13 protein-coding genes are annotated in these 14,433 nt (G+C 69.4%); 2 read left to right on the top strand and 11 right to left on the bottom strand.

What is annotated here, in order from left to right:
• Window positions 1-39: 39 nt before the first annotated feature.
• The 7 genes from guaA to guaB all read right to left on the bottom strand — a co-directional run bounded on the left by guaA (window position 40) and on the right by guaB (window position 8,220).
• Window positions 40-1,644 (bottom strand): glutamine-hydrolyzing GMP synthase, encoded by a 1,605-nt coding sequence (guaA, locus tag LF262_RS04625; protein ID WP_235779304.1) that lies wholly within the window; start codon window positions 1,642-1,644, stop codon window positions 40-42.
• Between the two features lie 71 nt (window positions 1,645-1,715).
• Window positions 1,716-2,201, bottom strand: coding sequence for a DUF3817 domain-containing protein (locus LF262_RS04630; RefSeq protein WP_235779064.1), 486 nt, complete (start codon window positions 2,199-2,201; stop codon window positions 1,716-1,718).
• Window positions 2,198-3,070 (bottom strand): SURF1 family protein, encoded by an 873-nt coding sequence (locus LF262_RS04635; protein ID WP_235779065.1) that lies wholly within the window; start codon window positions 3,068-3,070, stop codon window positions 2,198-2,200. Before LF262_RS04635 ends, LF262_RS04630 begins: the two co-directional genes overlap by 4 nt.
• A gap of 80 nt (window positions 3,071-3,150) precedes the next feature.
• Entirely contained in the window at window positions 3,151-3,645 is a 495-nt protein-coding gene (locus tag LF262_RS04640) for a PTS sugar transporter subunit IIA (protein ID WP_235779066.1), read from the bottom strand.
• Between the two features lie 5 nt (window positions 3,646-3,650).
• Window positions 3,651-5,372: a glycerol-3-phosphate dehydrogenase/oxidase gene (locus LF262_RS04645; RefSeq protein ID WP_235779067.1), complete on the bottom strand. Its 1,722-nt coding sequence runs from the start codon at window positions 5,370-5,372 to the stop codon at window positions 3,651-3,653.
• A 124-nt stretch (window positions 5,373-5,496) separates the two neighbouring features.
• Entirely contained in the window at window positions 5,497-6,630 is a 1,134-nt protein-coding gene (locus LF262_RS04650) for a GuaB3 family IMP dehydrogenase-related protein (RefSeq protein WP_235779068.1), read from the bottom strand.
• 75 nt (window positions 6,631-6,705) lie between these two features.
• Window positions 6,706-8,220: an IMP dehydrogenase gene (guaB, locus tag LF262_RS04655; protein ID WP_372462735.1), complete on the bottom strand. Its 1,515-nt coding sequence runs from the start codon at window positions 8,218-8,220 to the stop codon at window positions 6,706-6,708.
• A gap of 309 nt (window positions 8,221-8,529) precedes the next feature.
• On the opposite strand from guaB, the gene LF262_RS04660 reads away from it, so the two are divergent.
• Window positions 8,530-9,558, top strand: a complete 1,029-nt coding sequence (locus tag LF262_RS04660; RefSeq protein WP_235779070.1) for a DUF389 domain-containing protein — start codon at window positions 8,530-8,532, stop codon at window positions 9,556-9,558.
• 96 nt (window positions 9,559-9,654) lie between these two features.
• On the opposite strand, the gene groL is transcribed toward LF262_RS04660, so the two are convergent.
• The 3 genes from groL to LF262_RS04675 all read right to left on the bottom strand — a co-directional run bounded on the left by groL (window position 9,655) and on the right by LF262_RS04675 (window position 12,253).
• Window positions 9,655-11,268: a chaperonin GroEL gene (gene groL / locus LF262_RS04665; RefSeq protein WP_235779071.1), complete on the bottom strand. Its 1,614-nt coding sequence runs from the start codon at window positions 11,266-11,268 to the stop codon at window positions 9,655-9,657.
• Between the two features lie 72 nt (window positions 11,269-11,340).
• Complete coding sequence (groES, locus tag LF262_RS04670; protein ID WP_235779072.1) at window positions 11,341-11,637, bottom strand: co-chaperone GroES; 297 nt, start codon at window positions 11,635-11,637, stop codon at window positions 11,341-11,343.
• A gap of 232 nt (window positions 11,638-11,869) precedes the next feature.
• Window positions 11,870-12,253, bottom strand: coding sequence for a hypothetical protein (locus LF262_RS04675; protein ID WP_235779073.1), 384 nt, complete (start codon window positions 12,251-12,253; stop codon window positions 11,870-11,872).
• 54 nt (window positions 12,254-12,307) lie between these two features.
• Between LF262_RS04675 and LF262_RS04680 the strand changes: the two genes are divergently transcribed.
• Window positions 12,308-13,531 (top strand): THUMP-like domain-containing protein, encoded by a 1,224-nt coding sequence (locus LF262_RS04680; RefSeq protein WP_235779074.1) that lies wholly within the window; start codon window positions 12,308-12,310, stop codon window positions 13,529-13,531.
• A gap of 53 nt (window positions 13,532-13,584) precedes the next feature.
• On the opposite strand, the gene LF262_RS04685 is transcribed toward LF262_RS04680, so the two are convergent.
• The gene (locus LF262_RS04685) at window positions 13,585-14,403 is read right to left on the bottom strand and encodes a shikimate 5-dehydrogenase (protein ID WP_308190490.1); all 819 of its coding nucleotides are present in this window, start codon (window positions 14,401-14,403) and stop codon (window positions 13,585-13,587) included.
• Window positions 14,404-14,433 lie beyond the last annotated feature (30 nt).

Genomic DNA, 14,433 nt, shown 5'->3' on the forward strand with positions numbered 1-14,433 from the left:
ACGCGGGGTGCCGGCCGTCAAGCTCACGGAGTGCGCTGGCTACTCCCACTCGATAGTTCCCGGCGGCTTGCTCGTGACGTCGAGCACCACTCGGTTGACGCCGTCGACCTCGTTCGTGATCCGGTTGGAGATCTTCGCGAGCAGGTCGAACGGCAGGCGGGACCAATCGGCGGTCATCGCGTCCTCGCTCGAGACAGGCCGGAGCACGATCGGATGCCCATACGTGCGGCCGTCGCCCTGCACGCCGACGCTGCGGACATCCGCGAGCAGCACGACCGGCATCTGCCATACCTCATGGTCGAGTCCCGCCGTGGTGAGCTCGGCCCTGCCAATCGCATCGGCCTTCCGGAGGAGCTCGAGACGCTCGGCAGTGACCTCGCCGACGATACGGATGCCGAGGCCGGGGCCGGGGAACGGCTGGCGGCCCACAATCTCCTCGGGCAGGCCGAGCTGCCGGCCAACGGCACGCACCTCGTCCTTGAAGAGGGTGCGGAGGGGCTCCACGAGCTCGAAGCGGAGGTCCTCGGGAAGACCGCCCACGTTGTGGTGGCTCTTGATGTTCGCTGCACCCTCTCCGCCGCCCGACTCGACGACGTCCGGGTACAGCGTGCCCTGGACGAGGAATGCGATCTGCTCCCCCGCGGCCTGGGCCTCGGTGACGATGGCACGCTCGGCCTCTTCGAACGCGCGGATGAACTCGCGGCCGATGATCTTGCGCTTCTGCTCAGGGTCGGTGACCCCGGCGAGCGCGCCAAGGAACCGGTCCTGCTCGTTCGCCACATACAGCTTGACCCCTGTCGCGGCGACGAAGTCGCGCTCTACCTGCTCGGCCTCGCCCTCGCGCAGGAGCCCGTGGTCCACGAACACACACGTCAGCTGCTCGCCCACCGCGCGCTGGACCAAGGCAGCCGCGACCGCAGAGTCGACACCGCCGGAGAGGCCACAGATCACCCGCGCATCGCCGACCTGAGCGCGGATGCGCTCCACCTGCTCCTCGACGATGTTCCCGGTGGTCCAGTTCGGTGCGAGCCCTGCAACGTCGAACAGGAAGTTCTCGAGGATCTTCTGGCCGAAGTCGGAATGCTTGACCTCGGGGTGCCACTGGACGCCGCCGAGCGACTTCGCGGTGTTGACGAACGCTGCCACGGGCGCGCCGGCGGTGGTCGCGAGCACCTCGAAGCCCTCGGGCGCTGCCTCGACAGAGTCACCGTGGCTCATCCACGTGTTCTGGCTCGAGGGGACGCCGGCGAGCAGCGAGTGCGGTTCGCCCACTGCCGTCGCAACGGTTGCGCCGTACTCGCGCATGCCCGTGCGGGCAACCTTGCCGCCGAGCGCGTTGGCCATCGCCTGGAAGCCATAGCAGATGCCGAACACCGGCACGCCGGCCTCGAAGAGATCCGGGCCTACGCTCGGAGCCCCCGCGGCGTAGACGCTCGAGGGCCCGCCGGAGAGGATGATGGCGGCCGGATCTTTGGCCAGGATCTGCTCGGTGGACAGGGTGTGCGGAACGATCTCCGAGTACACCTTCGCCTCACGGACGCGGCGGGCGATGAGCTGCGCATACTGGGCCCCGTAGTCCACCACGAGCACGGGCCGGTGACCGGTGTGCGCAGTGGGCGACTGGGCCGGGGCTTGGGCCGGCATCTGGGAAGCTGTAGTCACCCGTCAAGATTACCGGACTGGCCACTCCCCGCCTGCGGTGAGTGGCCGCCGTCTCAGGAGCGCTGGCCGGCGTCCGGGTGGGACGCGAGTTCGCGCTCCGCCTCAGCGTGCATGCGCCGTTCGGCGAAGAAGCTCAGGAACGGGACCACACCGCCGAGCGCCATGACGATGAACCGCATGAACGGCCAGCGCATCAGGGACCAGAGGCGGAAGTTCGAGATCAGATAGATCACATACATCCAGCCGTGCACGATCAGGATGGTGATCGAGAGGTTGACGCCCCCCACCACGCCGGCCGGCTCGGCGTCGGCCAGCCCGAACCCGAACGGCTTCCCGCTGAACGCGTCGGCTCCCCCGGCGTAGAGGAATTGCCCGAACGCGTACCGGGCGATCATTTCCGCGCACAGGAGCAGCAGCATGGTGCCGGTCGCATACGCGGCGACGCGGTAGAACTTCAGGGCCGAGCGGATCTGGGCGAGCGTGCCTCCGAAGCGGCGCTGGCCGGTGGTGCGGCCCACGGCGGGCTTGGGATCGATCACGGTGTTCCTCCGGTCTCGCTATGGCGCGTCGGGGCGCCCGGGATGTGCTGGTCTGTGCTGGTGTCCGCGTTGGCTCCTCCGTCTGCGCCGGCCTCCGCCGCGGCGTCCGCGAGGGCGTCCTGGGTCCGCTCGTAGTCGTCACGGACGAGGCGCCACCACAGGAAGATGGAGAATCCGGCGAACACGACCCACTCGACGGCGTAGAAGATATTGAGCCAGTTCACGGGCTGCCCGAGGGGCTGGGCTTCGATCGAGAGCCGCTCGAGCCCAGCCGAGGCCGGGACCGGGGCGCCGGAGGACGTGACCTCCTCTGTGGCACTGACGAAGCCCGGGTAGCTGGGTGCGTCCCAGACGTTGATGAGCTGCGCCACGGAGAGGGTTGCCACCTGGCCGGGCGGGACGTCGTGCTCGGCCTTGGGCGCCTCGGATGGTAGGAGCCTTCCGGTGAGCTTGAGGGCGCCCGACGGCGGGGAGGCCGTCCGATCGGGCGACGCGATCCATCCGCGGGCCACGGGAATCACGGTGCCGCTTTCGCCGCCCACGGAGGGCGCGCCGTCGACCGTGAATGCCGTCACGATCCACCAGCCCGTCCGGCCGTCCCGGAGCCGGTCCTTCACGAGGACCTGGCGTTTGGGGTCGTAGCTGCCGTTGAGGGAGACCATCTGGTCCGCCGCGGGCGCCGGGAAGGTCTCACCGGGACGCACGACGGCGCCGAGAGGCTTGACCTCCTCGGTGGTCCGGGCGGCGGGCGGGGCCTCGGACACAGAGCGGGAGAACTGCCATTGGCTCAGGAGCACGAAGACCCAGGACACGACGAGCGCTCCCACGAGCGCCGCGATCCACTGGGGCTTGAGGGCAGTTCGGAGCACTCATTAACGGTACTCCGACAACCTGTAGAAAACGTAAATGCCCCCGGCGCGAAAGCCACCCATGCGCGCCGGGGGCGCTCCTACGGATCGGAGTAGAGAAGGGCGGAGTTGACGAGCTCCGAGATGATGTCCGGATCATTGGCCCTGCGCAGCGATTCCCGGAAGCCCTCCTTCGAGAGTGAACGGGCTATCGTGGCGAGGACGTCAAGGTGTTCCGAGAAGGACCTCGCGGGCGTGGCGACGAGCAGGACCACATGGGCGGGCCCGTCGAGCGCTCCGAAGTCCAGGGTGTGGCCGTACTTCGTGACCCCGACGGCGATCGAGGGCTGGGTGACATGCTCGCTGCGCGCATGCGGAAGCCCGATGCCGCCCGGGAGGCCCGTGGCCAGCTGGTGCTCGCGGGCCGCCACATCAGCAAGGAAGCCGTCGAGGTCCTCGATCCGGCCCTCGGAGCGGAGCCGGGAGGCGAGCTGGCGTGCGGCATCGGCCCGGTCGGCGGCCACCATCTCGAGGATGACAAGGCCCGGAGTGGTCAGCTGAGCGTCGTAGCGGTCGAACGAACCGGGCAAGGGCATGCGTGCTATTTTACCGGGACGATGTCCGACGCGCCCATCCGCGCTGCTTCGGCCGACTCGTCATCCGGCTGCTGCTGGCTGAGCCGCTCCGCCTCGACCCGGGCGAGGTAATGGGCCACCTCGTTGTCGCGCTGCGTCTGGCTCCAGCCCAGCAGCGGGGCCATGAGGTCGGCGACGACCGGGGCCGCGGACACGCCGCGGTCCCATGCCTCGATGGAAATGCGCGTGCGCCGAGTCAGGACGTCCTCGACGTGCCGCGCTCCCTCGTGGGTCGTCGCGTAGACCGCTTCGGCGCGCAGGTAGTCGTCGGCGCCCGGTAGAGGCTCGGCGAGCTCCGGCCGCTCCTTCAAGAGGTCCAGCACCTCGCCGGCAAGGGACCCGAAGCGGTTCAGGAGGTGCTCGACCCGCGCCACGTGAACTCCCGCCTTGTCCGCAAGGCGGTGCCGGCGGTTCCAGACCGCGCGGAAGCCTTCCGCTCCCACGAGCGGCACCCGGTCGGTGCAGGAGGCGGGCACCTTCTCGTCCATCGCGCGGGTCGCCTCGTCGACCGCGTCCTTCGCCATGACCCTGTAGGTGGTGAACTTCCCGCCCGCAATCATGACGAGACCCGGGACGGGGTGCGCAACGACGTGCTCGCGGCTGAGCTTGGTCGTCGACTCGCTCTCGCCCGCGAGCAGCGGACGCAGCCCGGCGTAGACGCCCTCGACGTCCTCGCGCGTGAGTGGGCGCTTGAGGACCTTGTTGACGTGCTCGAGGAGGTAGTCGATGTCGGTACTCGAAGCCGCCGGGTGCGCCTTCTTGAGGTTCCACTCGGTGTCCGTGGTGCCGATGATCCAGTGCCGGCCCCAGGGGATGACGAACAGCACGGACTTCTCGGTGCGCAGGATGAGCCCGACGGTCGACTGGAAGCGGTCCCTCGGGACAACGAGATGGATCCCCTTGGACGCCCTGACCTTGAGCTGGCCCCGGTCCGTGACCATGGCCTGCGTCTCGTCCGTCCACACGCCGGTGGCGTTGATCACCTGCCTGGCACGGACCTCGAACTCGCTGCCGTCCTCCTGGTCTTTCATGCGCGCCCCAACGACCCGCTCCCCCTCGCGGAGGAAGTCGACGACGGTGACGCGGTTGGCCGCGTGCGCACCGTACTGCGCAGCGGTGCGCACGAGGGTCGCGACCATGCGGGCATCGTCGATCTGGGCATCGTAGTAGCGGATCGAGCCGATCATCGCGTCGCTGCGCAGGCTCGGCGCCGCACGCAGCGTTCCACGGCGGAACAGGTGCTTGTGGATCGGAACGCCGTTGCCGCGCCCGCTCGTCAGGCCGAGCGTGTCGTACAGGATGAGGCCGAGGCCCACGTAGACCCGTTCCCAGAACCGGTGCTTGAGGGGGTAGAGGAACGGGACCGGCCGGGCGAGGTGGGGCGCGATCCGCTGGAGCAGGAGGCCGCGCTCCTCCAGGGCCTCCTGGACGAGGCGGAAGTCGAGCATCTCCAGGTACCGCAGTCCGCCGTGCAGGAGCTTGGACGAGCGCGATGAGGTCCCCGACGCCCAATCCCTGGTCTCGACGATCCCGACCTCGAGCCCTCGCGTCGCGGCGTCGAGCGCTGACCCCGCGCCGACGACTCCTCCGCCGACAATCAGGACGTCGAGCTCGCGCCCCCGCTCCGCCGTCGCCCTGAATCGTGCGAGGGAGGCCTTGCGGTATTCCGGACTGAGCTGTGCTGTCATGGTCGGCCTGCCCCTTCGCCGTGTCTGGCCCTGCCTTCGGAGCGACGAGCGGCCCTTTGGCGGGAACGTGCTTGGGGGCCAGTCTAGGCACGCCCGTCGAGAGTGTGGTGGAAGGGGCTGCGGTTCAGTGCTGATAGGGCGAGACGACCACGTCGACCCGCTGGAACTCCTTGAGGTCGGAATAGCCGGACGTCGCCATGGCGCGCCGCAGCATGCCCACGAGGTTGCTCGTCCCGTCGGCGTGGTGTCCCGGCCCGAAGAGGACCTCTTCCATCGGCCCGACTGTGCCGACGTTCACCCGCTCGCCGCGGGGCGTGACGGGGTGGTGCGCCTCGGCGCCCCAGTGCCAGCCGCGCCCGGGTGCCTCCTCGGCACGGGCGAGTGCGGACCCGAGCATCACGGCGTCGGCTCCCATCGCGATGGCCTTGACGATATCGCCCGAGGTCCCCATACCGCCGTCCGCGATCACGTGGACGTAGCGGCCGCCGGACTCGTCCATGTAGTCGCGCCGGGCTGCGGCGACGTCGCTGATGGCCGAGGCCAGCGGCGAATGGATGCCCAGCGCGCGCCGCGTCGTCGTCGTCGCGCCTCCCCCGAAGCCGACGAGGACACCGGCGGCTCCGGTGCGCATGAGGTGGAGCGCGGGCGTGTAGCCTGCGGCGCCGCCCACGATCACGGGGACGTCGAGCTCGTAGATGAACTTCTTGAGGTTCAGGGGCTCCTGGTTCTTCGACACGTGCTCGGCGGAGACGGTGGTGCCCCGGATGACGAACAGGTCGACGCCGGCCGCGAGGACGGTCTTGTAGTGCTGGACCGTTCCCGCCGGTGTCAGCGCGCCCGCGACCGTCACGCCCGAGGCGCGGATCTCGGCCAGGCGTGCGGAGATCAGCTCGGGCTGCACCGGTGCCGCGTAGATGTCCTGGAGGCGGCGCGTGATCGCCGGGCTCGAGGGCTCCCCGGCGAGGGCCGCGATCTCGGACAGGATCGGCTCCGGATCCTCGTATCGGGTCCAGAGCCCTTCGAGGTCGAGGACCCCGAGGCCTCCGAGCTTGCCGAGGGTGATCGCCGAGGACGGGGACATGACCGAGTCCATCGGTGCGGCGATGACGGGCATCTCGAAGCGGTAGGCGTCGATCTGCCACGAGACCGAGACGTCCTCCGGATCACGCGTCCTGCGGTTCGCGACGATCGCAATGTCGTCGAGGGAGTAGGCCCTGCGTCCGCGCTTGCCGCGTCCGATTTCGATCTCGTAAGTCACGGCTCCTAGCTTACGGGAGGCGCAACGCACGACGGCGCCCGCTAAGAAGGGCGCCGTCGTCCAGGGTCCGGAAGGCTACTTGCGGTAGTTGGGGGCCTCGACGGTCATCATGATGTCGTGCGGGTGGCTCTCCTTGAGGCCCGCGGCGGTGATGCGGACGAACTTGCCCTTGGCCCTGAGCGCGTCGATGGTGTGCGCGCCCACGTAGAACATGGTCTGGCGCAGGCCGCCGATGAGCTGGTGGGCCACGGCCGAGAGTGGCCCGCGGTACGGGACCTGGCCTTCGATGCCCTCGGGGATGAGCTTCTCGTCGGAGGGGACGTCCGCCTGGAAGTAGCGGTCCTTCGAGTAGGAGGTGTTCTTCCCGCGGGTCTGCATGGCGCCCAGTGAGCCCATGCCACGGTACGCCTTGAACTGCTTGCCGTTCATGAACACGAGGTCCCCGGGCGCCTCGGCGGTGCCCGCGAGGAGCGAGCCGAGCATCACGGAGTCGGCGCCTGCCACGATGGCCTTGCCGATGTCGCCGGAGTACTGGAGGCCTCCGTCGGCGATGAGCGGCACGCCCGCCGGGATGGCGGCCTTGGACGACTCGTAGATGGCGGTAATCTGCGGGACGCCGACGCCCGCCACAATACGGGTCGTGCAGATCGAGCCGGGGCCCACGCCGACCTTGATCGCGTCCGCGCCGGCGTCGATGAGCGCCTGTGCGCCCTCCCGGGTCGCGGCCTGGCCGCCGATGATGTCGACGTGCGCCGCAGCTGGGTCCTTCTTGAGGCGCGCGATCATGTCCAGAACGCCCTGGGAGTGGCCATTGGCCGTGTCGACGACGAGGACGTCCACGCCCGCCTCGACCAGCGTCATGGCGCGCTCGTAGCCGTCGCCGAAGAAGCCGACGGCCGCGCCGACGCGGAGGCGCCCGGCGTCGTCCTTCGTCGCGTTCGGGTACTGGTCCGCCTTCTCGAAGTCCTTGACCGTGATGAGGCCTTGGAGGATGCCCATCTCGTCGACGAGGGGCAGCTTCTCGATGCGGTGCTTGCCGAGGAGGCCGATCACCTCGTCGCGGCTCACGCCGACCTTCGCGGTCACGAGCGGCATGGGGGTCATGATCTCGTGCACCTTGCGGCTTGCGAACTGGTCATGGGGGATGAAGCGCGTGTCGCGGTTCGTGATGATGCCCAGGAGCTTGCGGTTCCCGTCCACGACAGGCAGCCCCGAGACGCGGTAGTGGGCGCAGAGGTCGTCGAGCTCCTTGAGCGTCGCGTCGGGCCCCACGGTGACCGGCTTGGTGATCATGCCTGACTCGCTGCGCTTGACCTGATCGGCCTGGTCAGCCTGGTCCTGGATGGAGAGATTGCGGTGCAGGATGCCGATGCCGCCCTGGCGCGCGAGACTGATGGCCATGCGTGCCTCGGTCACCGTGTCCATGGCGGCAGAGAGGATCGGCATGCCGAGGCGGATCCGGCGGGACAGGCGGGTCGAGGTGTCCGCCTCGGAGGGGATGACGTCCGTTGGGCCGGGCAGGAGGAGGACGTCGTCATAGGTGAGGCCGAAGAAGCCGAACGGGTCGTGCTCCGGGGTGTGTGTGGGCATGGTCATGAGTGCTCCTTGGCCGTGTGCCGGGTGGGCATGGGAAGTGGATGCGCTGATGACCAGCCAGTTCTTACGGGACTGGTCCGCTGCGGTGGCTACTATCCTAAACTTCCGCCGTCCGTGCCGGTATTCCGCGCTCCGGTGCGCGTGATGAATCCCACACGCGCACGACGGCGAGCCGGTCGCCTCCGCTCCTCGTTCCCGCACCTGACGTTCCACCCCATTCCCGCGTGGGAGCCTGTGTGTACCTTGTGAGGGACGTTGTCCGGCGTGTGGAAGAACGAGAAGAGGCAGAGGGAGGTGAGGTCCATGATGCTGATCCGCGTCCAGGTCCCCGCGGACCTGACCGAGGGTGTGGTCGCGGCAGCCCAGGAAGTGCCCGGCATCGCCACTGTTGCCGTGCGTCACGGCGCCTCGCTCGAGCCGGAGGGCGACGTGGTCGAGATCCAGGCCGCCCGCGAGGCGGTCGAGCGGCTGATCGAGGGCCTCGACGGTCTGGGTGTGCGGAAGTCCGGCACGATCGCGTTGTTCACTCCTGACGTGGTCCTCGGCGACCGCGCCCGCGAGGCCGAAGAGGAAGCGCCCGGGGACGGCTCGGACACGGTCATCTGGGACGAGCTCGAGCAGCGCACCGGCTCCGACTCACGGCTCACCTGGCAGTTCCTCGTGTTCCTCGTGGCCGCGACGAACCTTGCAGGCATCGGCATTGTCACCGACTCCACCATCGCGATCGTCGGGGCCATGGTGGTCGGGCCGGAGTTCGGCCCCCTCGCGGCGCTCGCCGTGGCGCTCGTGGAACGGCGCTGGTCGCTCGCTCGGCAGGCTACGGTTGCTCTCGCCGTGGGCTTCCCCACGGCAATGGTGACCGTGGCGATCGCGGCGGCGGTCTCGATACCCCTGGGGCTCTATGACCCGACCGCGGTCGCGTCGCAGGGCACCGCGGTGGAGTTCATCTCGCATCCGGGGCCGTACTCGTTCATCGTGGCGGTGATCGCCGGGGCCGTGGGCATGATCTCGCTCGTCGGCAACAAGTCATCAGTACTCGTGGGCGTGTTCATCTCGGTGACTACCGTGCCGGCCGCCCGATATGTCGCCGTGGCCCTCGTGCTGGGCGAGGCGGACCGCGCGCTCGGCTCCGCCCTGCAGCTCGCCCTGAACCTTGCGGGGATTGTCGTGGCGGCGGTCCTCGTCCTGCTCCTGTACCGCGCCATCACCCCGGAGCTGCCGCTGGATGCGGCGGCCCGGATCATCCGGCGGGCCTCCCACCCCGGTGCCGCATCCCTCCACCGGCGGCCCTCACGGCAAAAACACGACGGCGGCCACGCACCCCGAGCGTGAGGGGGTGCGCAGCCGCCGTCGTGTAGGCCCTGTGCAGCTGTGCCTTCTGGCGGCACCGTTCGGTGCCGCCAGGCCGTGCGCCTAGGGCAGTTGCGCCTAGTGGCTGTGCCCCGCGTGGGCGTCTGCTTCCTCGGCCGGCTTCTCCGCCACGAGAGTCTCCGTGGTGAGGACGAGGGCCGCGATCGAAGCCGCGTTGCGGAGCGCGGAACGCGTCACCTTGACCGGGTCGATGACCCCGGCCGCGATGAGGTCCTCGTACTCGCCGGTCTTGGCGTTGAAGCCGTGGTTGACCTCCGCATCGGCCACGCGTGCGGCGACGACATAGCCGTCGTGGCCCGCGTTCTGCGCGATCCAGCGCAGCGGCTGGACGAGCGCGCGGCGCACGATCCCGACCCCTGCCACCGCGTCGCCGTCGAGCGCCTTGACCGCCGCATCCTCGTCGAGCGCGCGGACCGCGTGCACGAGTGCGGAGCCGCCGCCGGCCACGATGCCCTCCTCGAGGGCGGCGCGGGTCGAGGACACAGCGTCCTCGATGCGGTGCTTCTTCTCCTTGAGCTCCACCTCGGTGGCTGCGCCGACCTTGATGACGCCGATGCCGCCGGCGAGCTTCGCGAGGCGCTCCTGGAGCTTCTCGCGGTCCCAGTCCGAGTCGGTTCGGGTCAGCTCGGCGCGCAGCTGCGCGACCCGGGCCTGCACGTCCTCGGCCGAGCCGGCGCCGTCGACGATCGTCGTGTTGTCCTTGGTGACCGTGATGCGGCGGGCGGTGCCGAGCTGCTCGAGGCCCACCTGGTCCAGGCTCAAGCCGACCTCCGGGGAGACAACCTGCGCGCCGGTGAGGGTTGCGATGTCCTGGAGCATCGCCTTGCGGCGGTCGCCGAAGCCCGGGGCCTTGACTGCCACGATACTCAGGGTGCCGCGAATGCGGTTGACGATGAGGGTCGAGAGGGCCTCGCCGTCCACGTCCTCCGCGATGACGAACAGCGGCTTGGACGCGGACAGGACCTTCTCGAGCAGCGGCAGGAAGTCCTGGAGCGAGGAGATCTTGCCCTGGTGGATCAGGATGAGCGCGTCCTCGAGGACGGCCTCCTGGCGCTCGGCGTCCGTGACGAAGTACGGGGAGAGGTAGCCCTTGTCGAACTGCATGCCCTCGGTGAGCACGAGCTCCGTCTGGGTGGTCGAGGACTCCTCGATCGTGATGACGCCGTCCTGGCCGACCTTCTCGAAGGCTTCGGCGAGCAGGTCGCCGATCTCCTCGGACTGGGCCGAGATCGCGGCGACGTTGGCCACGTGGCGGCCCGAAACCTCGCGGGCGTTGTCGGCGAGGCGGGCGGCGACGGCCTCAACGGCCGTCTCGATGCCGCGCTTGACGTCTCCCGGCGCCGCACCGGCGGCCACGTTGCGCAGGCCCTCCTTCACCAGGGCCTGGGCGAGCACGGTCGCCGTCGTGGTGCCGTCTCCGGCCACGTCGTTGGTCTTGGTGGCAACTTCCTTGGCGAGCTGGGCGCCGAGGTTCTCGTACGGGTCCTCGAGCTCGACCTCGCGGGCGATCGTGACGCCGTCGTTGGTGATGGTCGGCGCGCCCCACTTCTTATCGAGGACCACGTTGCGGCCACGCGGACCGAGGGTGACCTTGACAGTGTCGGCGAGCTTGTCGACGCCGGTCTCGAGCGCCTTGCGCGCGGCGTCGTTGAATGCGAGCTGCTTAGCCATTCGCTACTCCTGTTGGTGTATAGAGCACAACACCCCGGCCGCCGGAGGCGACCGGGGCGCAGTGCACAAGCGTTACTTGACGACGATCGCGAGGACGTCGCGCGCCGAAAGCACGAGGTACTCGGCGCCGCCCGTCTTGACCTCGGTGCCGCCGTACTTGGAGTAGAGGACGACATCGCCGACGGCGACGTCCACGGGCACGCGGTTGCCGTTGTCATCGACGCGGCCGGGGCCGATGGCGACGACCTCGCCCTCCTGCGGCTTCTCCTTCGCGGTGTCCGGAATCACGAGGCCGGACGCGGTGGTCTGCTCGGCCTCGAGCGGCTTGACGACAATGCGATCCTCGAGGGGCTTGATAGAGACCGACACGGATCTCTCCTTTTCATGAACGGGTCACGGGTGGGGAGCCGGGCAAGCAACCGTCGTCGCGGGTGCCGGGAGCGTGCCTGACAGTTAGCACTCGATGCTGCCGAGTGCTACCAGCGACTCTAGTGAGCTGGCTGGCACTCGGTCAAGGCGAGTGCCAACGACACGGTTCGGCCCTGCGGTGAGTGGACGCTGCGGGGGGCCGGGGACGCCGGTGACCGCGCGCCGTCGTGCGCTACTCGCCAGCCAGTTCGTCGTACCCGAGGTCCTCGCCGTCGTCCTCCGCAAGGCCACGCGTGAGGTACATAACGAGGATCGAGGCGACCAAGGCCACGCCGCCCACGATCAACCCTGCGATCGCGGCCATCTTCGCGCCGAGGAACTGGTCCCGCAGCGACTGGGCCTCAGGGGTGGGGTCAGCGATGCTCTTGCCGCCCACCGAGTACACCGTGGCGTTGAACGCGTCCAGGCCCATGACCACGAGCAGCAGCAGGGCGGCAATCACCGTCACCACAATGCCGCCGATGAGCACGGGGCGGGCGATCGGGCGGAGACGGACAGCCACGCCGGTCCGCTCCGGGCGTGCGGGGACGGGGTCGACACTGGGGCTTGTCTCCATGCTGTCCAGCCTATCCAATGAGCCTGCTGCGCGCGGGACACTACGCTTGATGGCATGGCCCACGACAACCACGCACCGGAGCAGCTGGCACCTCTGCTGACGCCGGAGGGCTGGGCCCTCCTGAACTCACTGGGCCCGTACCGCGAGGAGGACGCCCTCGCCCTGAGCACTCGGATGCGTAAGGCGGGCCACTCCCCCGAGCTCGTCTCCGCCGTCCTGTCGCAGGCGCGCCTGAGGGTACGGGCAGAGGGGAAGTTCGGCGAGTTCGCCTCGCGCATGCTGTTCACCCGGCCCGGCCTCGAGCAGGCCACAAGGCTCTCCGTGGCCGCCCGCCACGCCCGCCGGTTCGTCGACGCGCGCGTGAGCCACGTCGCCGACCTCGGCTGCGGGCTCGGTGCCGACGCGATGGCCATGTCCTCCCTCGATCTCGAGGTCACGGCAGTCGAGCTCGACGAGACGACGGCCGCCTGCGCGACCATGAACCTCATGCCGTTCCCGAATGCACGAGTGGTGCATGCGGACGCGCAGTCCGTGGCACTCGACGGCATTGACGGTATCTGGCTCGACCCGGCCCGCCGCGAGACCTCGAGCTCGGGCACGACCCGCCTCTGGGACCCCGCGGCCTTCTCGCCGCCGCTGAGCTTCGCCGAGGGACTCGCGGAGCGTGGGCTGCCAGTGGGCGTCAAGCTCGGTCCGGGCATTCCCCACGAGTCCATCCCCTCCGGATGCGAGGCCCAATGGGTGTCCGTGCAGGGGGATGTGGCCGAGGTCGGCCTGTACTTCAATGCGCTCCGGCGGCCCAGCGTGCGGCGCGCGGCGCTGGTCCTCTCCGAAGGCGGCGCGGCCGAGCTCGTCGCGGAGTCGGACTTCGGCGGGGGCGTCGAGCCGCGCATCGGCCCGCTCGAGGGGTTCCTGTACGAGCCCGACGGCGCCGTGATCCGCGCAGAGCTCGTCGCCGAGCTTGCCGAACGGCTCGGCGGCCACCTCGTGGACCCGCACATCGCCTACATCTGCGCCCCCGGCCTCGTCTCCACCCCCTTCGCGAAGGCGTACCGGGTGCTCGAGGTCCGCCCGTACAACGTCAAGTCGCTGCGGGCATGGGTCCGGGCGGAAGGCATTGGGGTGCTCGACATCAAGAAGCGCGGATCCTCCGTCACGCCCGAGGAACTGCGCCGGCTGCTTCTGAGCGGCCAGCGGAAGGGCGCGTCGGCCCGGGCCACCCTCGTGCTCACCCGCATCGGAGACGAGCGGGTGGCGGCCGTCGTCGAGCCGGCCTAGGCGACGGGCGATGTCGCAGTGCTGAGGGGTCTTGCGCCAGGCCCCTCAGCAAGCTATGGGGCGCGCATGAACTCCTCGGCGGCGCGCACCTGCTCGTCGCTCGGGCGCATCCCCGTGTAGAGGACGAACTGCTCGAGCGCCTGGATGGTCATGACCTCGGCGCCCGAGATGACCGTCTTGCCGGCTGCACGGCCTGCCTCGACCAGCGGCGTGTCGGCTGGGAGTGCCACGACGTCGAAGACCACCCGCGCGGCGTCGACCGCTGCCTCCGGGAACGCCAGCGAGGCCTCCTCGGGGCCGCCCGCCATCCCAATCGGCGTGGCGTTCACGACCACGTCCGCCGTGGAGCCCCCCAGGTCGGGCTGCCAGGCGAACCCATACAGGTCCGCGAGGGCGTTGCCGGTCACCTCGTTCCGGGCCACGATCGTTACCCGTGTGAAGCCCGCGTCGCGGAAGGCGGCGGCGGTGGCCTTGGCCATGCCACCCGAGCCGCGCAGGAGGACCGACCACCCTGGATCGATCCGTTCGCGGGAGATCAGCCGCGCGATGGCCGTGTAGTCCGTGTTGTAGGCCGTGAGGACGCCGGAGTCGTTGACCACGGTGTTCACCGAATCGATGGCCGCGGCCGAGGGGTCCATGCGGTCAACCAGTGCAATCACGGCTTCCTTGTACGGCATCGAGACTGCGCAACCGCGGATGCCGAGTCCCCGGACGCCCGTGATCGCCTGCCCAAGGTCAGTCGGGGCAAACGCCTTGTAAATCCAGTTCAGGCCGAGGGCGTCGTAGAGGTAGTTGTGAAACTGCGTCCCGTTGTTGCTGGGCCGGCCCGAAAGCGAGATGCACAGCGTCATGTCTTTGTTCAGGATCGGCACGGCACAAGGCTAGTGCGTGCCGATCCCGGC

The organism is Sinomonas notoginsengisoli (assembly GCF_021554725.1).
In the GTDB taxonomy this organism is placed as follows: domain Bacteria; phylum Actinomycetota; class Actinomycetes; order Actinomycetales; family Micrococcaceae; genus Sinomonas; species Sinomonas notoginsengisoli.

Coding starts and splice junctions, on each gene's coding strand:
- groL (WP_235779071.1), bottom strand. CDS start 11,268: ATGGCTAAGCAGCTCGCATTCAACGACGCCGCGCGCAAGGCGCTCGAG.
- guaA (WP_235779304.1), bottom strand. CDS start 1,644: ATGCCGGCCCAAGCCCCGGCCCAGTCGCCCACTGCGCACACCGGTCAC.
- guaB (WP_372462735.1), bottom strand. CDS start 8,220: ATGCCCACACACACCCCGGAGCACGACCCGTTCGGCTTCTTCGGCCTC.
- LF262_RS04640 (WP_235779066.1), bottom strand. CDS start 3,645: ATGCCCTTGCCCGGTTCGTTCGACCGCTACGACGCTCAGCTGACCACT.
- LF262_RS04675 (WP_235779073.1), bottom strand. CDS start 12,253: ATGGAGACAAGCCCCAGTGTCGACCCCGTCCCCGCACGCCCGGAGCGG.
- LF262_RS04645 (WP_235779067.1), bottom strand. CDS start 5,372: ATGACAGCACAGCTCAGTCCGGAATACCGCAAGGCCTCCCTCGCACGA.
- LF262_RS04680 (WP_235779074.1), top strand. CDS start 12,308: ATGGCCCACGACAACCACGCACCGGAGCAGCTGGCACCTCTGCTGACG.
- LF262_RS04660 (WP_235779070.1), top strand. CDS start 8,530: ATGATGCTGATCCGCGTCCAGGTCCCCGCGGACCTGACCGAGGGTGTG.